This window comes from Flammeovirga yaeyamensis, assembly GCF_018736045.1.
Classification (GTDB): domain Bacteria; phylum Bacteroidota; class Bacteroidia; order Cytophagales; family Flammeovirgaceae; genus Flammeovirga; species Flammeovirga yaeyamensis.
The window spans coordinates 732299-753390 of record NZ_CP076133.1 but is presented as its reverse complement, the minus strand read 5'-3'; the positions used below and the strand labels follow the sequence as shown (position 1 = coordinate 753390).

Here is a 21092-nt window from a genome sequence, read left to right as displayed (position 1 = left end):
TTGTTTCAAATTTAAAAAAAATATTGATGGGCTGAAACTAAAAAAAAGTACCTCAACATGAAGTACTTTTTAAACTACTGGTAAATAATGAATTATAACTATATGTTATTCTACCAATGAATTCAACTGCGTTTTTGAAGGTCCTAAATACGATTTTTTCAAACCTCCAAAATCCATTACCGCTTTATCAAGGACTACCCCAGGATCGAGGTAATAGATTTTTAAAGTATGTTTTCCGGGTTGATCGATGTAATGAGAAGAAGTATGAATCGACGAGTTTCGCCTTACATTATTTCTCCATCGGTCGCTATCAATATCTGCCCCTACATAGATCGTTTTAGGCGATTCATCGTCTACCGAAATGGCAAATCGATGCAACAAAAAACTATTAATAGGATAGGTGGGTAACACATAAGTAGAGATATCAAATCGACCCGAATTGAAAGAATAAAACTCGTACTCCACATGTGCATAGGTATCGTTCCTTGCCCAATGCCCTGCCGTTTTCGCATGCTGATTTTCTATGGCCAAAGATGCCCCCGTACTGCCTAATCCTTTATTGATGACCCACTGCACATCGTCTTTATCCAATTTCTGATGATAGCCTTCTAACGGAATAGACAAGTACCCATTCTTCTCCACATACACTCCATCCAAACTATCTGATGTCACACCGGCATCAAATGCTCTGAGATATATTGTTTCTTCCTTTTGATCACTTTTTATTTTCACAAAACCATCATTGCTTCCCTTTAATTGTTCCCAATCAATAGACACCTCAATACGGTCCTCTTCCTTAGTCATTCCTGAAGTTTTGCTTAACTGTATCCACTCCTCACTACCTTCTGCCGTCCATTCTAAAGCTTCCTTGCCTTTATTAAATACATCAATAAAATAAGCTTCCTGATAATGTGATGTGAACACCGGAAGTGTCAAAGGTTGATGTATTCCATTCACTTTTTGATGTTCCTCTACGATCACTCCCCACCCTGCTTTTTGAGGTAGTTCGATCTCTTTGCAAGGGGGCATTTTAGCAAAAGTAGCACCGGGTGATTGAATTGCTGATATCACTCCTTTCCACTTACCATTCAACAGATTTCCATATTCCTCCGTCAGTATGCTTGTACTATCGTGATAGGCTATTACTTCTTGATGTAAACGATTTGTTCCCGCATGACCCAATCGGGCATATTCTCTATTTTTTTGAGCCAACAACAATTTATGATTCATAAAATGAGCTCCACGAACAGGGTAATAGACCAGCTCAAAAAACGCCGCTTGCTGTACTGTTGGAATCTTGTTTCTTAACTGATTTGCCCGCTCACTTAATTTTTTAAACTCAGACAATCGAGTTTCTGCTTCCCTGTAAGTAGTAAAGCTCATATCGGTATCTTCGATTCTTTCTCTCCATCGCGAACTCGAAAACTCTTCTCCCCAACCCATAAATTCTGGCTTTCGAGTGAAATTGATTTGATAATAGTCGTACATCAGATCGGCAGCAGTTTTCCCTAAATCCTCTCCAAAAATTTCTTGATACCATTGATACATATGATCAAAAACACGATCTCTTTGGATCGATTCCACATCCCAAGCTAAATCGAGGAAAAACTGTGTATTGTATTCTGTTGGTTTGATATCCCCCACATTCACCATCCAAACGCGATCGGCTTTATAATCGTACGCCTTTTTCATTTCCTGATAAATCAATGCTGGATTCGTCGTACTTAACCAAGTGTATTCGTGCGGATTTCCTAAATAAGCAATATGATAATACACTCCGCTACCACCCGATCGTTGCTGTTCCAAAGGATCACTCAATCGGCGGATATAGCCATAATTATCGTCCACCCACATTAAAGTGATGTCATCCGGTACTTTTAAGCCGTTATTATAGAGATGAAGTACCTCAGCATAAGGCACGAAGATCTGAGGAATCACTTCGGCCGATTTACCTACGTGTTGCTTCAAAATATCTCTTTGATCTTGAATGGCTTCCTCTACTAATTCAATCTGTCTTTCAACAGAAAAATTGCCCTTCATGGCATGATCATGAATTCCTCGAATACCAATCGTATAAAGGTTCTCGTACATTGCGTTCTCAGAAACTCTCTGATCCAACACCTTGCAAATTCCTGCTCTATTGGTGGCATAATTCCATTCGCCCATCGTTTTATCGTCCCACTCGGTGGCATTATTAAACAAGACCGGTTCGCAGTGAGACGAGCCCATTACAATTCCGTATCGATCGGCAACTTCTTTGTTTTCTTTATACTTGTTGAAGGCACCCGAACGTTCGTGCATTGCCGGCCACAAGTAGTTGGCTTTTAGTCTCAATAATAACTCACACACTTTGGTGTAAGTCTTTGGTCCGATATCACCTAGTTCTTTTTCGAAGTTGTGGACACTCCAAGGAAGCAATCCCCAATCTTCGTCGTTAATAAAGATCCCTCGGTATTTTACATCAGGAGATTTACTTTTTAATATATTTCCACTAACGTAAAGAGTGGACTTTTTCTCTACGGGAACATCAGCCCACCAATACCAAGGCGATACTCCCATTTGTTTTGACAACTCAAAAACACCATAAGCAGTACCTCTTCGATCACTTCCGAAGATCACCAATGCTTTCTTCTTCTTGTTCCACGGATTCGGAATTACCTGATAACTGTATCTCTCCCAAGCGTTGCTCATACCCAATGTATCGATCGAATTTTGAGAGACTAAATCTGATATCAATTCACTTTGATCCAAGGAACCAATAATGATTACATCTTCTTTAGATTTTCCTGAGGTCAATAACTTTGGCAATCGTCCACTGACTAACTTTATATCTTCAGAAAAATGTTTCGCCGTCGTTTCGACTACTTGATGATCGTTTTTATCAAATAGTATATTGGGAACTTTACCTTTTACGATGAATGGAAAATCTCCAGGTTGATGTTGGGTAGAAACCACATTTTGTGCTTGAACTATCCCAATCATCATCATCAAAAAGAAACTATAAATTAGTGCTTTCATATCCATAGTATTTGATGATTAATCTAAGGCTTTAAACGCTATCGCTTGTCCACCGCCCGCTGCCAATTGAATACTCAATTTATCTTTAGCGGTCACATTTATTTTAGTCACTTCCACCGGATAAGGATTGCTTTCCCAATGTGCATCTTTACCGTCTGCATAAATCGTTGCTTGGTAGGTTTTGTCAGGATGAAGGAAATCTAAATCGATAGAAAATGTTCTAGGATTCTCGTCGGTGATACTACCTAAGTACCAATTTTCTGTTCCTCTTTCTTTTCTAGCGATGGTGAAGTAATCGCCGATTTTAGCATTCAACACTTTACTTTCCGACCAATTTGTTGGCACATCTTTGATAAATTGAAATGCCTCCATGTTCTTTTCGTAGTTTCTTGGAAGATCTGCTGCCATAGGAATTGGAGAATACATTGTTACAAAATAAGCAACTTGTTTCATGACCGTACTTCTTACTCTGATCTCAAATTTTGCCCATTCTCTTTGAGGTAATTTCACCTCAAAAATACCCAAAGTATAATCCATTGGTCCACCTAAAAGTCGGGTGAAAGGAAGCACTACACCATGTTCAGGAGAATTCCCCTCACTCCATGCGTTGTATTCCTGACCTCTTGCGCCTTCTCTTGCCATAATGTTCGGGTAGGTACGCTGTTCCCCTGTGTATTTGATGGGCTCATGATGAATTATTCTAATTTTATTCTTGGCCGCCGTCTGAATCATTTTTCGATAATGACGCACCATATATTGTCCATGATGATGTTGTGCATAGCTATTGGGAACTGTTGTATTGAAGTTTACATCACCTGTATATCCCACTTTTATAGCATCAATTCCTCTGTTTCGAGCTTCCGCATATAAACGATCCATCTCCGGTTCATAATGATCGATATCTGAAATCGTTTCATGATAGGCCATCATTCGAACACCTTTCTCCTTACCGTAACGTAATACTTCTTCGAAATCGAAGTCGTCTGCAGGAGTTTCCCAATCGAATATTCCATAACCTGTCCAGTTATCGCCCATATTATCCCATCCTTTGATCCAGCCTTCGATAAGCACATCCTCAAAACCATGTTTAGCAGCAAAGTCGATGTGGTATTTGGCATTTTCTGTCGTTGCTCCATGCGGACGAGTCGGTGGTAAAGGTTTTCCAAATTGTACCTTCTCTGCCCAAGAAGTGCGACCTGTATGTAACTCCCACCAAATACCAATGTATTTAGACGTCTTGATCCAATCGGTATCTTCGATAGCACAAGGCGGATTGAGGTTCATAATCATTCTCGATTCCACCAAATCTCCTGCATTGTGTCCGATCTGAACCGTACGCCAAGGTGTTTTCATTGGTGCAGCAGTTCTTACCAAATCACCATTTCTCCAAGGAGTAAGGTTCGCTTTTAATGTTTCATTTTCTAAAGTATTCAGTAGCGTCATTCCTGCATAGTCGACCAATTCAGCCTCATGAATACTCACCACTAAATCGTCATTCACTTCAACCGTCAAAGGAGTATTACACATATTTGCTCTCTCCTCTTTTCCGACCCTACGTTCGAATTTTAGAGAATCGCCTATTTCCGAAATAGACGAAGAATAATACACTTTTTCGTAGTTATCGTAATCGGCAAAATTCCACCACGCCTTATAATCTCCTGCAAAATTAAACTCTGTCAACTCGTCCATGATAACGAAATCGAGGAGGTTCTTTTGTTCGGGAAATTCGTAACGGAAAGCCACTCCATCATCAAATGCTCTGGCAATAATGTTGACTAGAATATTCGATTTTCTCTGACGGAATTCTAAAGTGATTTCATTATAAATATCGTCGATCATTTCCTCTTCACCCCAAACGGTTTTCCATTGTGAAGCATGAGAAGTTGTTTCTGATTTCAGCAATTGAAATCCCTGTTTGAGTGATCTTGATTTAAGCTCAAATCCTAAAGCAGACAAATCAATAATCTTCTGTTCCCCCGAACTAATCTGATAAAAAATCTGACCATTTTTGTTCAATTCAAAAGCAATTTGATGTTCCCCATTGGGTGAGGAAACAGTTGTAGTCTTCTTAGATTGACAGCCAAAAAATAGACAAAGTAATGCTAGTGAAGTTATTCTCTTCATTGGTTCTTTATAATAAGTAATAATTCGAACCAAAGGTCTTGATAAGGACTTTTTTTACCAAAAAACGGGGTCATTCAAAAATTATACAATCGTATTTTATTTTGTCACACCTACTAATGCAATGCTTATTATATATTGATCTTGAAGGCGGCACACAACTATTTTTATAAGTATTGAAAATGAGTGATTTACGAAAACACATAGGGGTAATTATTTTTCTGATTTTGCAAATTTACACCTCGTCCTATGGACAAGAAGATAGCACTTATCAGTATAGACAATTATACAAGGAGGTGATCAATAGTGATTCTTCTAAGGTGAAGGAGTTGCAAAGTTGTTATCAGTATTTTTCTCAACAAGCAGATACTTCATGGATGATCAAAACACTGGCGGGGCTCTCTGATCACAATGCTAGAAAAGGAAATTATAGCGATAGTTTCGCTCATATTTGGAATGCACTTGATCTTGCGGAACAATATCAAAATTACACCTTACTTTTTGAAGTCAACAAACATTTAGGAAGACTATACAATGTATTTGATAAGAACAAAGAGGCCTTCTTTCATGAAACAAAGACATTGGAATATGCGAAGCTTGCTGTAGAGAAAGAGGGACTCACTCCAAAGAGTATTGTCTCGGCTTATTATCACTTTGTACATTATTACCGGAAGAATTCCGACTTTGACAAAGCGTTGGTCTATCTTGATACTTGTTATGCTTTAGCAGAGAAACTTCAGTACACCGATGACCAGAAAATCTACCTCCGTTCAGAAAAGGGAAACATCTTATTGCATCAGGGAAAATACGATGAAGCGATGTCCATTTTATTACAATCTGAAAAAGATTTTGAGCGTATCAATCCGTTTTACATCACGATTATATCCTACTATTTAGGCAATGCTTATATCAAACAAGAGGAGTGGAAATTGGCCGAAAAATACTTTAGAAAGGCACTAAAAAATATTGAAGATCGGAACGCTCATTTCGATACAAAAGCGGAATGCCTCAGTAATTTGGCATTGAGTTTAAACAAGCAACATAGATACAAGGAAGCTTACGATGTTTTAAGAGCCTCCAAAAAGGTAAACGATGAAATCTTTAGTACAAAGAGTTATCAAAATGCAGGTTTATTGGGTATACGAAATCGATATTTAGAGGAATTGAAGGAAAGGGATCATATCATTTTAGAAAGAGATAATGAATTGATACATCAGAAAGCAGAAAATTTGCAATACAGAATAATCGTCGTTATGGCTATCGCTGTCTTCATCATTTTATTATTGATGGTTTACTTAAGACAAAAGCAACGTCAGTTTGATAGTCAGAAAGAAAAGCAACAGCTAAAAGCCAAACATCAGGAGGAAAGAAATAAAGAATTGATAGAGGTAAAAAATAAAGAACTCACTTCCTTCACTCTACAATTAATTGATAAAGATGTGATGCTGAACGATATGATGCAGGCCATCCAAGAACATGCTTCTGATAATAAACCCCTCCTCAAATCGGTGAAGATGAATACCAAACACCGCATACAGCTTTGGGATGAATTCGATAAGCGCTTCACGGGAGTCAATAAAGATTTCTACAACAACTTAAAAGACAGCTTCCCAGCCCTCACTCCAACAGAATTAAAACATTGTGCCCTGATTAAACTTAATTTCTCGGCGAAGGAAATGGCACAACTACTCAATATTTCTATCAATGGGGTGAACACTTCTAGGTATCGTATTCGTAAGAAATTGGGTCTGGAGAGAGAAGAGAATTTGGCGAGGGTGATTGATGGGTATTAGGGAGAATATTATTCTTGATTAAAGACGTAAAAGCTCTCATGAACTTTGGTGTGGTGTATCAATCAAAGTATTCATATACCAAAATAATACTTTCATCTTCAATTGTTAGATCTAAAATTTTTTCAAGCATTTCTACTTCAAAGTTTAAATTTTCATCAACTAAATGTTTATTCTTTTGTAATTGTCATTTTAATTCTGTTGCCATCTTAGGGGTCAGTTGGTAAATAAAAGTCATCATACCATCAACATCAAAATCCATATAACCATGATACAAATTGGTGTACTCATTTTGACAGCTGGATGGATTTTTAAAGTACATCTCAAATTGAAGTTCTGTAAATATCTTTTCTAAAAGACCTTGAGAAAATTCAATTGAAGGTTCGCAGTACCAACTTTCTTGAAAATAAGAGGCATAATAGTGTCGACCATATTCAACAATGGACCAAAATAAAGTTGAATCTTTGGGTTTTGAAATAACCCAACCTTATTGTTGGGCATTATACTTTATATCTTTATAACTAGCCAAAAAAGATTCTCTCTCACTATTATGTGAAATACTATAAAAGTGATTTAAAAAAGAAGTATAATCATTGTCACTACGATCTAATGCATCCTGCATTTTTGATAATTCTGAAAGTCCATTACCTTTTATTACTTCTTTTATATGATGTAAATAATCAGTATTAAACCTATCTCTATCAAAGATAATTATAGAAGATCTAGAACTAGGTTTCAATTTTGTTTGTGCCATACCTCTAAAAAATTGAAGACAATTAATAATGGAAATCAAATAAAATACTTTGTGCATGATAATATTTATTTTTATTAATTCTTTTATTTTTTGTCCATGACATTGCCTACTTTTTCCATCATTAGATTTAAATAATCTCATAAAAATATAAATTTATTCTCAATCTAAATATTTCAGATTCAATTACCTTCATTATTTAGCTAATAAAAGTACACGAGATCGGGAGGCCTCTAACGTTTTCAAATCATACGAAACGCTGCATTTAATTCTGTTACCAATGATTTAACTTATTATTATGTGGATATCCATAGAACAAGACTTCTGAAATACATGTATCATCGTATTTATCACCCGAATAGGTGTCTAATATTTTGATTTTCACTTTTAGAGTTGAATTAGACTTTTCCATCATTTCTTCATAAGAATTATAAACAATTCCGATATCACCTAAATCATAAATGATTTGAATATTATTATGGAATTCTTCAAAAAAACATTGAGGCTCTAAGTGAATTATCGTTGTATCATTTTCAATGTTTTTCTTCTCCAAATCTTCAACTTTAATACTCAACTCAAGAGATTTAATTCGGTTGTTTTGATTGTAAACGGTTCCATTTTTATAATACCCATTTAAGATTCCTATACCATGAATGAACACTTTTTCTTTGAATTCAAATTCTATCCATTCTCCTTTACCAAAGCCATCCACTCCTTCTACCCACGCAGTATTCTCATCTAAATCAATTAAGTTTTCTTTAGGGTATCCCTTAAGTGATGATGACACATTAATTTTCTTTATAATGCTATTCGGTAAATGATTAGCTTTTTCATCAATTTCCGTATTTGTTGGGCTTGTTCTATAGTCAATATCCAAAGCTTGGTTAGATGGGTTGTAATTTTCTGCATACCAGCTAATATGATTATTGTAGGTAATATAATCTTGTATACCTCTTATATTTATTTGATCAAAACATAAATAATCAGGTTTTTTAATAGTTACTGATAAGGTATCTATACTGCCATCACCAAAGAAACCACATGGCGATAAGTCATATAAAAATCTTTTATTGGTTGTAAAAGAAAAATTTGTATCGATAAATTTCCCCCAATAATTATAATGTGGACTAATTGAATAATTTACCTCCAATAGAGAGGTTTGTTGCTCATCAAATGATAATTCTGTGATATACCAATCTCTTTTTATGTTATGGCCTTCATCGATAAATGGTCCTTTTATTTTAGATTTATCTGCTTCTTCCTCTACTATATATTCTACTTCTTTATCATTGAATTTATAACTAAAATTAGATATTGTATTACAATAACTAATGTATGTGTACTTATCTTCTTTTATATAATCAACTGGAAATCCATATTTAATAACATCTGTTCCTCCAAGGTTTTTTAATCTGTAGATGACTTTAACATGAACCTCATCTTTAGTTAATTCAATATTCAGGTCTTCACTTAAAATCTTAATATCCTTTTTTGTGATGAGTTTAATACTACCTGATTTTTGAGTGAAACATCCCTCTATTGGGCCGCCATTTCCAATTGCACAAAAAGGTATGATAAACAGCAGTAATTGTATAATATGGAAGAAACAATTTTTCTTTTTCTTTATAAGGTTTGCTGAATATTTCCAGATGAATAAGTTTTGCATAGTTTAGTTTTATTGTCTGCTTAGATAGAAGTGATAAATATAGTATTGCAATTTAATATTCTAAGTAATCTTTTTAATTTATTAGTAGTAAATGTTCAGTGATAATAACTTTTATAGCTATCAATGTAAGAAAAAGAAAACTTGCTTTTTTTACTTGTACTAAACAAAAACTATTTAATATAAAAGTCGATTCCTTCTGCTGGATTGTAATAAAAGTAACCTTCCCTAACGTGAGTGTAATACACTAGTTCAAATACTTCTTTAGTTTTTTGTTGATCCTCTTCATTTAATGTTTGATATAGGTGAGTACTTTCAATTTTCCATTTTTTTAAATATTCATTTCCTGTTTTACGGATATTGATTGATGGATGAATAGTAGCCAATAATAAATCTCTCAATATTTCTAATCCTTTATACCTACTCATTAATTTAAGCATCGAAAGTTGCATTACTTCATCTTCTGATTCTTTAAATACTACCCTTGCTTTTAGTAAAGCTTCTTTGTTTTTATTCTCTGAAAAGAAATCAATTATTTGGTTTCTTAAACCAATAAATTTGGTATCTAAATGTAATATCGCAAACTCTATACCTTCTTCCGGAATTAAACTAGAATACACAAAAAATGCTGTTTTTTTAATTTTAATGACTTCACTGTTCAAATATGGTTTTATGATATGAACATAGTCATTAGCATTAATATCTAATAGTCCCAGCAATGACCCCACTATATCTTTCTGGTCACCTAAATTTTTGATATATATTTCTTTAAAGTCAATACCTTCATTTCTTAAGTAATATCTGGAATATTGTCTAATACTACCCGAAGTATCTGCTATAAAATCAATGAGTATTTCTTTATAATTCTCTTTATTTATAAACTGAGAAATAGTTTCAAGCCTTACTCTGTAAGAACTGTCATGTAAATAATTTTGAATTTGTTCTTCCGAAAAGTCTCCAAAATACTTTAATGCAAGTATCCTAATCAAATAGTTTTTATCATTGATAAATATCTCCAACTCCTTGCTGGATATCTCGTACTCCAACATTTTCTTAGCCAAGAAAGCTCTACTTTTTTCATCGAGATTTTTGTAAAATGAAATGGTAAATTGCCTTTGTTCAACTAATAAAAAAGAAATAACTGTATCTCTTATTTCAGTTAAATCCACTCTTTCTACTTTCATTATCCAATCGAACAATACGATGTTTTTTAGAAAAACATCTGTATAGTCAGTATTTAGGAATTGTATTAAACAGTTTTTAGCTTGACTTCTAACATTGCTTACCCAATCTCCTAATCGGTATATAATAAAGGGTAAAACCGATTCTTCTTTGATTTCTGTTAATTCTAAAACTGCTAGCTCTCTTACATATCCGTTCCAATTAAATGAAGCTATTTTTAATACTAATAGAAAATCATCCTTAGATAAAACAGATTTAAATGTCATGATATCTTCTATAGAAATCTCAGAAAATTTAAACGCATTGTAATACCTATTAAGTCCATCTAATTCATTAAATAATTCTGAGATTAATCCTATAATATTAGAATAATCCTTATTGAGATTTTCTTTTAATTGAATGATCAGATTTCCCATTTTCGAGTAATACCCCTGATTTTGGAATGCTTGTATTTCCATTTTCTTAGGTAAAACAACCTCTTTCTTCTTCTTTTTAAAGAAAGATGACCAATTCCAGCTAAATAAGTTTTTCATAGTTTAGTTTGCATAGATAGAGGTGATAAATATAGTATTGCAATTTAATGTTCTTTGTTAGTTTATCAATTCATTAATAACACTTTATAGATAATAGTACACGAGGTCAGGAGACCTCTAACGTTTTGAAAGCACAAGAAACGCTTCGCTTAATTCTTGCGCTATTTGGATTTAGTTGTTTTCAACATTCTTGCTGTCTTCAATTAACTGTACAAGTTCTTTAAGTTGGTCTAAACTAAATCCTTCAATATATTCAGAAACCCGAAAACTAGATCTGCCTCTTTGGTAGATAATCAATTGTTTTCTAGATTCAGTAAATAGATAATCAATATAATTTAGATCCGAAACAAAGTATTCATTTTTAAAAACAAACCTATCATAAAGTATAGTTATTGTATTGAATTTTTTGGACACAATAATCTCCTTGATATAATTTATTCTGATAAAAGAAATTAATATTAAAGGTAAAATCCACTTTAAATAAGACAGTATTTCTCCTAAATAAAAGAGTTCAAGAGTTTCTTCACTTAGAAGAGTTGGAAAATATTTAATGACAAAAAATGAACATAAAGAAATCACAATGGGTATTAGAATGCTTTTTATAATAGAAGCCTTTTTCGACGCCTTAAATACGAAATTCGTGTTATTGTTTTTATCTTGAAAAGTAGGATTTCCTACTATTTCATTTCGCTTATTTTTTTTATAGTTCTCTTTATCCTTTTCTGTGTTAACATTTTCTTGTTTTTTCTTTTTTGATTCTTCACGTAAAAATTCTTTAACGGATGTCTTGAATTCATCTGTTATAAAAATAAAATCATCATCGTTAATTTCTGTATCCACACTGTGTTCTTGTATTGGATCATCATCATTCTCTAATGATAACATAAAAGCATTAAAACTATTATTTAGAAAATAAATAGAATCAAAGTAAGGTCCCTCATGAAACCAATAAACTACTTCGCCATAGTTTTTTTTGTTTAAATTCAATAAGATAAGATCACCTTGTTCTCCACTACAAATTGGCAAATAACCCTCGGGTATTTGATCCTCATAAACAGAATAAGTACTTAATATTGACTCCTCTTCTTTATTATTTGTTGATAGAAAAAAATTAATGCTGACGAATCCACTATCCGAAATAGGTTGATTCTTATGAATAGGTGCAACCACACTTTTATTAAAATAAAATGGCCCAACTTCCTTGATGAAATTGTAATACTCTGATGGAATTTTATAATTCACCCCATTTAAATCAATATTATCTTGCTCATTCAATAATTTGCTTTCTTTGGTAATTCCTCCAAGCTTTTCTAGTACACTGAGACCTTCCATTGTTATGATTTTTAAGAATTAGTTTTTGTTTGTATAGATAGAAGTGATAAATATAGTATTGCAATTTAATATTCTAAGTCAGTTTATCAATTCATTTATAACACTTTATAGTTAATAATACACGAGATCGGGAGATCTCTAACGTTTTGAAAGAACAAGAAATGCTTCGCTTAATTCTTGCGCTAGTGGTTAGAAACTCCCGATCTATATTTAAACCTTACTTAGCAACCGCCTCAATATTTTCCCTTTTATAGGTTCTGTATTTATCGTAATAGTACATTTTTACAGTGTGTAATTCTGGGTGATGATACTCTACCGTTAGTTGGTTGGATAGAGATGGGTCTTTTACATATCTTCTTATTATTTCTGAGTTTGTTTGTGCTCCATAAATACCAAAATATACGGATGGATAAATTTCATTTCCATCGGCATCAAAAAACTCCGTTCCTGCATCATAGCTATTTACATTTTCTAATGGTAATATAATCTTTTGAACTCCTTGTTCAATAAACTGTAATGATTCAGCTTGAGTTTTACCTTTTTCATACACCTTTAACTTTGATGAATAGGGAACATTAAATTCAGCATCCAAAGTGACTTTTTTAACTTTTTGCTGATGTGTATTATCAAATAAATTTTCTGGAAAAAACACACCCAATGCTTGTAAAGGTGTTAATTCCGCTGAAACTTCTCTGTTTCTCGATAATGCAACTCCTATATCGGTTTTTAAATTAAAAGTAGTCGAAACTAAAGGGTACTCAAATCTGTAGCCTTCGTATAAGATTTCTATGGAATTGTTGAATACTTCATCTCGATAAAACGATAAGTTATTCACCATTTTGTCTAAGTAGTCGTTGATCTCCTCATCAGTGTAATCCTTTATTTCTTCGAATTTATCGTCTTCTTTTAATGTTTCTCCTCCAAATTTTTCGTTTAGCAGAGTAACATTCTCTAGATTAATTAAGTCATAAATTAAACGATGAAGCATATGGTATCGATCATTATTTCCATTACCATCATGACGTTCGACCTCAAGAATTAGAAAACCATCTTTTTTATCACTGTAAGTAGCTGTCTGATAAAAATTGTACATTCCTTCTGGAGCAATTTCAGTTTTTGCGGTAACACTTACTTCCAACTCCTTAAAGTTCACATCATAGATCAACTGCTTTTTCTTCTTTTCAAAAGGTTGATAGGTGAACTCTCCAACAAGTGTTACTTCTTCATCCTGAAGGTCAAACATTTCTTCAAAAGGTACAGTCACTTCCTTTTTACTTTTGAGTACTTTTTTAAAATTAGGATGGATGGACTCTGCATTAAAAAGTACCGGATGAAGACTCACCAAAGGGTTCTGAAGCTGAAGTTTTTCAAAAAATCCCCTAGAATTATATTCCAATTCCTCATATTTCTTTGATCCTTGATCAATGCCTTTGATTCCAATCAGTCTTAGGTCTTTATTGACTTGTAATTTCTTCCCTTTTAGATACTCTAGTCCTCTTACAAAATAGGACTTCTCGTTAAAACTCATATCAAGACTTTGAGTGTATATCTCATCCTTTTGATGTGTTCTTACTTCCTTCAATTCAATCTGTAAATCGCCATCCTGATTTAGGAATTCTACTTCCGTTTCCAACTCTAAAATCGACAATTTATTATCAGATTTGTATTCGATTAATCGGAAGGTGTAATGAAGTGTCTTATTTAGAGGTAGTTTGTTTTTGCCAAATAAGAAAATTGGGCACAACAATAGCATCCCTATTAGGGATAGCTTTTTGGTTAGTTTTTTCATTTAAGGTTTTAGTTTATTTAAAAAAATTGAGGAATACTTCCTCCTATATAAAAAGAAAAATTGGAGAGGTTACCCCCTCCAACTGTTTATTTATTTTTGTAATATTCTGGAAAATAATCCATTAAAAATCAAATGTCTCTGGATCTGGTCCAACTCTTTGATCTTCGTTCATTGCCGTAATTTTTGCCATATCATCTGCGGATAATTCGAAATCGAAAATTTCGTAATTGGCTTTAATTCTAGAAGGTGTCACCGACTTAGGTAATGCGTTCACACCTCTCTGTAAGTGCCATCTTAACATCACTTGAGCAGTCGATTTACCATACTGTGCTCCAATCGCTTTTAATGTTTCGTCTTCGAATAATTTCGCTTGCATTAATGGTCCCCAAGCCTGTACAACAATGTCTCTTTCGTTACAATTCGCCAATAATTCGTTTTGCTGTAACTTCGGATGACACTCGATTTGGTTCACAGCAGGAACAACTCCAGAAGGCGCTAAATCCTCCAAGTGATGAGGGTTGAAGTTCGATACACCAATTGACTTAATTAATCCTTGCTTTTGCAATTCGATCATCTGATCCCAAGCTTTTACATAGCCTTTTGCTGGCCAGTGGATCAAGTATAAATCAACATAATCTAACTGTAATTTTTTCAAACTCAACTTCAATGCTTCTTCTGCATTTCCATTTCTAATATCCTCATTCCATAATTTAGTCGTTACGAAGATTTCTTCTCTTGGCACACCTGATTCAGCGATCGCTTCACCTACTCCTTCTTCGTTTTCATAAATCATTGCGGTATCAATATGACGGTACCCTGCCTCTAATGCCGCCAATACAGCTGCTTTTACTTCCTCATTTTTTGATAGGTAAGTACCAAACCCCAAGCTAGGGATTTCAAGTCCGTTATTTAGTTTCATCTTCTATTTTATTTATAATGATGGGTTGATAAATTTCACACAATTTAGCAACAATATTTGTTTAAACATTATCGTTTTTCTATTCTTACGACAGATTAAAAATCATTAAGAATTCGTATCATTTCAATCGTATGATACGTCGACTTTCCAATACTACCTTTTAACTCTTCTGTGATCGGTGTATCATTCTCTGTCACATAAAAATACTCTCCTCCGTTTTGTTTATCGAAGAAAGTAGTAAAGAAATAGTCCTCTAATAATTCTTGTTGCTGATCGTATTTCCCTCCATAAAGTGATAACGCAATAATGGCCTCTGCATGTTGCCACCATGTTTTTCGGGTATCAAGCACCTCGTTTGTATTCGGATCCACCTCAGAATAAAAACCATTAATAATATTTCCATCATCAAATAGATAGTGCTTATCTAAAGTGATATCTAAAATCTTTCTCCCCAACGATTGGTACTTCTGTTTCTTCTCCTTGGATAGGAAATCAAATTTAGAGGTCCTCAACAGCAAAGCTGATAGTTGAAAATTATGTCCTGGAGTAACTGTAAAATCATATTTACCTTCTGATTTTTTTTTAACAGACCAATCGTCGTTAAACTTCACATTTACCCACTGTGTCTCCTTGTTCCAAGCAATGTTATACAACATCTCCACGTTTTCCGCTATTTGATGTTCATACAAATGCTTGTTTTCTTTGTCAGCTTCCCAAAGGTTGATCATGTAAGCCGTAAGTGGATACATTAAAGATTGCAAGCTTTTGGAATTTGTTACTCCTCCTTCTCCAATTTTAAAATCTCCCCAAAGTCCTTTGGCTTCCTCATCTTTAAATCGGCCAATAAAACCATTGTGCAATTGATGGATCGTCGGTAATAAAGTCGCATCTTTTGTTTGTCGGTATAACTCTGACAAACCACAAAGACCATAAGCTTGTTGCCAAACATCCAAATGTGTTGGTGATTCTAACTTCTTATTTTCTATAAAAGAATATGAAAATGCCCCTTGATCATCCTTTCCAATCAAATACTCTTTCTGGAAATTGGCCACTTTTTTTGCCTTCATCAAATAGTCTGATTTACTCTGAGAGGCATAAGATAATCCATAAATCAAACGACTACTTGCTACAGTATATATTTTATCCGACATCGCTTTCCCTTCATTATCAATTTCTGATAAATAGGTAGACTTTGATTCGTCCCAAGCATTCTTTTCAAAGAAGGAAATGAGTTCCAACATTTGATCGTTTAGTCTGAAGTAGTTGGATCCTTCCTGTGGTTGTTGCTGACAATTAAATAATAAAATGGTAAGTAATAATAATGGACCGTATTTGAATGACTTCATCGTTTAGTTCTTCGTAGTTTAGATTAATGTATTCGCAGGAATAATTTTTCCACAAATATAAAAGAGTATCTCAATAAAGATACCCTTTTATACCAAATCAATTTACTATTGAATGGTGGTTTTCATGGTTTGTTGAAGGTGTTTCAACCGAATATTCTTAGGATCAATTTGTTCACCGTTTAAGGATGAAATCATCACCTTTACAGTCTGTCCACCAAGTATATCAAAATAGTTATCAGATAATATTACTCCATCTTGATTCACCTCAAAAAATAGATTTTTGATTAGTTGATCACTTCCAAAAGTAGCTATCAAATGCTTTCCTTCTTGTTTAAAATCGACCTTTACATTGGCCTCAGGAAGTTTCAGCTCTTTTTGTAAAACAAAATAATGCAAATCTTTATCAATCACTTGATCACCTTCTTTTAATTGGGAAACAAAGACTACTTTTTCCTTTGGATAATCACCTAAGATCTTATAGGTTTTCTCTGTAAAAACCTCTTCCGTAATATTTGAAACCACCTTTTTCACATTTTTAGATTGCTCCCATAAAACATTTCCTTGGAAATCTAGAAGTGCAACCTCTAAGGTTAAATTTTTATTGATATCCACATCGGAAGCCACTTTTAATTCTACTTTTTTTGCATCATGATTTACAATAAGCGATGTATTCTTATTCGCCTCTTTGGCAAAATATTGTAAGGCTTTCCATTCCCCATAGTAATCCATCGAAGACCAAGAAGCCACCGGCCAACAGTCATTAATTTGCCAATAAAGTGATCCCATACAGAAAGGCATTTTTTCTCTATGTGCTTGGATGGCAGAATAGATACTTTCCGCTTGAAGTAACTGTCCGACATACAAGAAATCTTCAAAATCTGTGGGTACTTGATAATGGTCTTGCATGTATTTCTTGATTCTCAAATTACCTATACCGCTTCTTTGATGAGAAGCCATTACTTCCGATTCGATATCATAGTCAGAAGGAATAGTATATTTCTTTACGGATTTAAACTCCGGAAAAGATTGGAAACCATATTCACTCATAAAGCGACCAATGTATTTTCTAAAGTCAGAAAAGGGATGTTCTCCGTGCCATACACCCCAATAATGCATATCTCCAGAAGTGTGTTCATAAGTGGCTAAATTCTGATTTCCACCTGTTGGAGAAGAGGCCCAATAGAACTGCTGATCTGTATTTTCTTCTACCACCTCGGGCAAGATATTATGGAAGATTTTTTCGTAATTGGCCCAAATCTCTTTTTGCTGTTCTTTTGTATATTGCTGTTTCCAACCCCAGCCTGCTTCTGGATTATGAGGTGCCCAAGCCATCTCCATCTCGTTATTTCCACACCATAAAGCAATCGATGCATGATTTCTCAATCGTTTTACGTTATCAATCGCCTCTTCTTTTACATTATCTAAAAATGGCTGATCTCCAGGATACATCGAGCAAGCAAACATGAAATCTTGCCATACCAAAATGCCCATTTCATCACACAGATCATAGAAAATATCATTTTCGTATATTCCTCCGCCCCACACTCTCAACATATTCATATTGGCATCTAAAGCCGATTGAATAATATGTTTGTAGGTAGCATCTGATACTCGTGGCAAGAATAAGTCGTTTGGAATATAATTGGCTCCTTTAGCAAAAACAGGTCGGCCATTTACTTCGAAATAAAAGCTCTTTCCCTCACCTTCTTTATCTGCTTTCTGTACTACTTTTATGGTTCTTACCCCGACTTTTTGATGGTAAATATCAAGTAATTTATTCTGTTGATATACCTCTAATTCGACATCATATAGGTAAGGTATTCCCAAGTTAGCAGGCCACCATAATTCTGGATTATTAATTTCAAATTCCACCAATTTATCTGAAGAAGTAGTCGGGATAACTTTTTCACCATTCACCTTTACAACATACTTCAGATCACTTACATTATTGCTCCATTCTGGAACTAAAGTAATCGTTGCCTGCTCTTTTGTTACTTTTTGTTCTACCAATACATGATTGATTTTGGCAGTATCCCAAAACTTTAACTCGACATCCCTCCAAATGCCAGAAGTCACCAATCTCGGTCCCCAATCCCATCCATAATGATACCCCGCCTTTCGGGTAAAAATCGACACTTTATTATCTCCGACCTCTCCAATTTCCGACTGATCATTCACTGCGGGTAAAGGGTACCCATGCTTTTTTAGGGCTTCCAAACCCACTTCAATTGGAGAATCAAAATGTACGATTAAAGTATTATTTCCTTCCTTTAATATCTCTTTAACATCAAATTCCCATGTCCTGAACATGTTGTCCGGTTTCCCTAATTCTACATCATTTAAAACGACTGTACAATAAGTATCCAATCCCAAAAAACTTAACTGAATATGGTCCCTATCTAATTGATGTTTCTCTAAAGAAAATTCCTTTTTATAGGTCCAACTTTTCTTATCGATCCATTGAACATCTCTTTCGTTTAGTCGGTAATAAGGATCTTCAATAATTGATTGATTTAGTAAGTCGGTATGCACTGTCCCAGGAACTTTAGCATCATACCATTGGTTTTGGTCCGTTTGTGTAAAACTCCACTTTCCATTTAATAAGATCGTATTCACACTTGAAGTTTGTCCGTTGCTATTAATCATTTTACAGGATGATAAAATTGTAATTAAAAAAATGACGATTAATTGGTTGTTGTCTCTCATATTCATTCCTTTTATTTCGATATATCAGCAAGGTAAAAAGCGACTAATTACAAAAGAGGGAAGATTTTATTTTTGATAGTTATGGATTTATCACCTACTAAAATATCCTCAAAAAAATAGAGGTAATTATCTTACACACTGCAAGATAATTACCTCTTGATATGGAATTAATATTTTGATTAAAAGGGCTTTATAAACCAATTATTAAATCACAAACTAGCGCAAGAATTTAGCGTAGCGGTTCTTGTGCTTTAAAAACTTTAGAGGTCTCCTGACCTCGTATACTATTTGTAAAGTAACACGAGGTCGGGAGACCTCTTAAGTTTTTGGGCACAAATGACGTTAGCACTTAACATTTGCGCCAGTTAGTTTGCTTAAAACCCGACAAATTGATTATCATTGTAATACATTCAAAATTAACTAACGATTCATGAGTAAAAAATACAAGTTCTTAGATCAATCACAATGTTATTTTGTGACCCTCTCTGTTGTCAAATGGATAGATATTTTCACAAGAAAAGAGTATATCGATATAGTAATTGATAGTTTGAAGTTTTGCCAACAAAACAAAGGTTTAGTAATTCATGCCTATGTTATTATGACCAATCATATTCATTTAGTGATCTCAAGTAAAGAAATGGAAGTGGAGCTTGAATACATTTTGAGAGACATCAAGAAATATACTTCAGCAAATATTCTTAAAGCCATAAAGGACAATCCATTTGAAAGTAGAAAAAATTGGATATTATGGTTATTTGAGACAGAAGCAAGTCATAAAAAGCAGAAATATCAATTTTGGCAACACGGAAATCATCCTATTGAGTTAAGTAATAGTTCACTATTAAATCAGAAAATTGAATACATTCACCAAAATCCTGTTAGAAATGGAATAGTGAATGAACCCGATGAATATCTTCTCAGTAGTGCTCGACATTATTCAGGCAAAAAATTCAAGATACTCGATGTTGAACTAATCTAGCGCAAGAATTTAGCGTAGCGGTTCTTGTGTTTAAAAAACTTCAGAGGTCTCCCGACCTCGTGTACTATTATTAAAAAAACACGAGGTCGGGAGACCTCTAACGTTTATATGCACAAATGACGTTAGCACTTAACATTTGCGCCAGATGGTAAAACAATAAACTTTTTAATCGTATTTTATTCCCGTATATTTGTAATTCACAATGTATTATAAAGGCGGCAAGCTTACCCGGTTTAAATATTTTCTTATGAAAGTTTTATTAGACATAAAAGACAATAAAGCTGCATTTATTATGGAGCTTCTAAATAATTTCAACTACGTTAAAACAGAAACTTTAACTCCTCAAAAGGCTGAAGTTTTAAAAAGCGTAAAACAAGCCGTAGATGAAATGAAACTTGTAAAAGAGGGTAAATTAAAAGCAACTTCTGCTAAAGATTTACTTGATGAATTATAACGTTTCAGTAATTCCTAATTTCAAAAAGGAATTAAAAAAGTTAGCAAAGAAATACCCATCAATTAAAAACGATTTTGCTAAACTTATTGAGGAATTAGAAGTGAACCCAAAACTTGGAACCTCCTTAGGTAACAATTGCTATAAGATTAGAATGGCAATTACATCTAAAGGAAAGGGTAAATCGGGAGGATCCAGAATTATTACCTACGTGCAAGTTTCAGAAACTTCAGTATACTTACTATCCATTTATGATAAATCAAGCAAAACCAATATCACCGATAAGGAATTAAGCGAATTACTTGAATTTATACCAAAGTAAATTTCAGTCATTTAAATTTAATTTGCAGTTAATTAAACCACTAGCGCAAGAATTTAGCGTAGCGGTTCTTGTGCTTAAAAAACTTCAGAGGTCTCCCGACCTCGTGTACTATTATTAAAAAAAACACGAGGTCGGGAGACCTCTAACGTTTCTAGACACAAATGACGCTGGCGCTTAACATTTGCTCCAA

Annotated in this window: 15 protein-coding genes; 4 read left to right on the top strand and 11 right to left on the bottom strand. The window is 34.0% G+C overall.

Annotated features, from left to right (window positions below; all coding sequences use genetic code 11):
* Positions 1-105: 105 nt before the first annotated feature.
* Positions 106-3018 carry a glycosyl hydrolase 115 family protein gene (locus tag KMW28_RS23060; RefSeq protein WP_169662032.1) on the bottom strand — a complete coding sequence of 971 codons (2913 nt, stop codon included), beginning with the start codon at positions 3016-3018 and terminating at the stop codon, positions 106-108.
* A gap of 18 nt (positions 3019-3036) precedes the next feature.
* Entirely contained in the window at positions 3037-5142 is a 2106-nt protein-coding gene (locus tag KMW28_RS23055) for a glycoside hydrolase family 97 protein (RefSeq protein WP_169662033.1), read from the bottom strand.
* A 224-nt stretch (positions 5143-5366) separates the two neighbouring features.
* Here KMW28_RS23055 and KMW28_RS23050 point away from each other — a divergent pair, with 224 nt between their 5' ends.
* The gene (locus KMW28_RS23050) at positions 5367-6932 is read left to right on the top strand and encodes a tetratricopeptide repeat protein (protein ID WP_215585955.1); all 1566 of its coding nucleotides are present in this window, start codon (positions 5367-5369) and stop codon (positions 6930-6932) included.
* 184 nt (positions 6933-7116) lie between these two features.
* On the opposite strand, the gene KMW28_RS28610 is transcribed toward KMW28_RS23050, so the two are convergent.
* From KMW28_RS28610 to KMW28_RS23010, 9 genes are all read right to left on the bottom strand, one after another.
* Complete coding sequence (locus KMW28_RS28610) at positions 7117-7251, bottom strand: hypothetical protein (RefSeq protein ID WP_262899391.1); 135 nt, start codon at positions 7249-7251, stop codon at positions 7117-7119.
* Between the two features lie 165 nt (positions 7252-7416).
* Positions 7417-7824 (bottom strand): hypothetical protein, encoded by a 408-nt coding sequence (locus KMW28_RS23045; protein ID WP_169662035.1) that lies wholly within the window; start codon positions 7822-7824, stop codon positions 7417-7419.
* A gap of 130 nt (positions 7825-7954) precedes the next feature.
* Entirely contained in the window at positions 7955-9346 is a 1392-nt protein-coding gene (locus KMW28_RS23040) for a discoidin domain-containing protein (RefSeq protein WP_169662036.1), read from the bottom strand.
* A 170-nt stretch (positions 9347-9516) separates the two neighbouring features.
* Complete coding sequence (locus KMW28_RS23035) at positions 9517-11058, bottom strand: hypothetical protein (protein WP_169662037.1); 1542 nt, start codon at positions 11056-11058, stop codon at positions 9517-9519.
* Between the two features lie 171 nt (positions 11059-11229).
* Positions 11230-12333 (bottom strand): SMI1/KNR4 family protein, encoded by a 1104-nt coding sequence (locus KMW28_RS23030; protein WP_169662038.1) that lies wholly within the window; start codon positions 12331-12333, stop codon positions 11230-11232.
* Positions 12334-12607: 274 nt separating this feature from the next.
* Positions 12608-14179, bottom strand: coding sequence for a hypothetical protein (locus KMW28_RS23025; RefSeq protein WP_169662039.1), 1572 nt, complete (start codon positions 14177-14179; stop codon positions 12608-12610).
* Between the two features lie 121 nt (positions 14180-14300).
* Positions 14301-15098 (bottom strand): aldo/keto reductase, encoded by a 798-nt coding sequence (locus KMW28_RS23020; RefSeq protein ID WP_169662040.1) that lies wholly within the window; start codon positions 15096-15098, stop codon positions 14301-14303.
* A 95-nt stretch (positions 15099-15193) separates the two neighbouring features.
* The gene (locus KMW28_RS23015) at positions 15194-16444 is read right to left on the bottom strand and encodes an AGE family epimerase/isomerase (RefSeq protein WP_169662041.1); all 1251 of its coding nucleotides are present in this window, start codon (positions 16442-16444) and stop codon (positions 15194-15196) included.
* Between the two features lie 105 nt (positions 16445-16549).
* Complete coding sequence (locus KMW28_RS23010) at positions 16550-19090, bottom strand: glycoside hydrolase family 2 protein (protein WP_169662042.1); 2541 nt, start codon at positions 19088-19090, stop codon at positions 16550-16552.
* Positions 19091-19580: 490 nt separating this feature from the next.
* On the opposite strand from KMW28_RS23010, the gene KMW28_RS23005 reads away from it, so the two are divergent.
* The 3 genes from KMW28_RS23005 to KMW28_RS22995 all read left to right on the top strand — a co-directional run bounded on the left by KMW28_RS23005 (position 19581) and on the right by KMW28_RS22995 (position 20902).
* Positions 19581-20129, top strand: a complete 549-nt coding sequence (locus KMW28_RS23005) for an REP-associated tyrosine transposase (protein WP_169662043.1) — start codon at positions 19581-19583, stop codon at positions 20127-20129.
* A 247-nt stretch (positions 20130-20376) separates the two neighbouring features.
* Positions 20377-20583 (top strand): hypothetical protein, encoded by a 207-nt coding sequence (locus KMW28_RS23000; RefSeq protein ID WP_066213901.1) that lies wholly within the window; start codon positions 20377-20379, stop codon positions 20581-20583.
* Positions 20573-20902, top strand: coding sequence for a type II toxin-antitoxin system RelE/ParE family toxin (locus KMW28_RS22995; protein WP_169662044.1), 330 nt, complete (start codon positions 20573-20575; stop codon positions 20900-20902). The genes KMW28_RS23000 and KMW28_RS22995 overlap by 11 nt, the downstream gene beginning before the upstream one ends.
* Positions 20903-21092 lie beyond the last annotated feature (190 nt).

Excerpts from the sequence above, each read along its gene's own strand:
- KMW28_RS23005 (WP_169662043.1), top strand. The coding sequence starts at position 19,581 with ATGAGTAAAAAATACAAGTTCTTAGATCAATCACAATGTTATTTTGTG.
- KMW28_RS23060 (WP_169662032.1), bottom strand. The coding sequence starts at position 3,018 with ATGAAAGCACTAATTTATAGTTTCTTTTTGATGATGATGATTGGGATA.
- KMW28_RS23020 (WP_169662040.1), bottom strand. The coding sequence starts at position 15,098 with ATGAAACTAAATAACGGACTTGAAATCCCTAGCTTGGGGTTTGGTACT.
- KMW28_RS23035 (WP_169662037.1), bottom strand. The coding sequence starts at position 11,058 with ATGAAAAACTTATTTAGCTGGAATTGGTCATCTTTCTTTAAAAAGAAG.
- KMW28_RS23010 (WP_169662042.1), bottom strand. The coding sequence starts at position 19,090 with ATGATTAATAGCAACGGACAAACTTCAAGTGTGAATACGATCTTATTA.
- KMW28_RS28610 (WP_262899391.1), bottom strand. The coding sequence starts at position 7,251 with ATGTACTTTAAAAATCCATCCAGCTGTCAAAATGAGTACACCAATTTG.
- KMW28_RS23015 (WP_169662041.1), bottom strand. The coding sequence starts at position 16,444 with ATGAAGTCATTCAAATACGGTCCATTATTATTACTTACCATTTTATTA.
- KMW28_RS22995 (WP_169662044.1), top strand. The coding sequence starts at position 20,573 with ATGAATTATAACGTTTCAGTAATTCCTAATTTCAAAAAGGAATTAAAA.
- KMW28_RS23025 (WP_169662039.1), bottom strand. The coding sequence starts at position 14,179 with ATGAAAAAACTAACCAAAAAGCTATCCCTAATAGGGATGCTATTGTTG.
- KMW28_RS23055 (WP_169662033.1), bottom strand. The coding sequence starts at position 5,142 with ATGAAGAGAATAACTTCACTAGCATTACTTTGTCTATTTTTTGGCTGT.
- KMW28_RS23040 (WP_169662036.1), bottom strand. The coding sequence starts at position 9,346 with ATGCAAAACTTATTCATCTGGAAATATTCAGCAAACCTTATAAAGAAA.
- KMW28_RS23000 (WP_066213901.1), top strand. The coding sequence starts at position 20,377 with ATGAAAGTTTTATTAGACATAAAAGACAATAAAGCTGCATTTATTATG.
- KMW28_RS23045 (WP_169662035.1), bottom strand. The coding sequence starts at position 7,824 with ATGAGATTATTTAAATCTAATGATGGAAAAAGTAGGCAATGTCATGGA.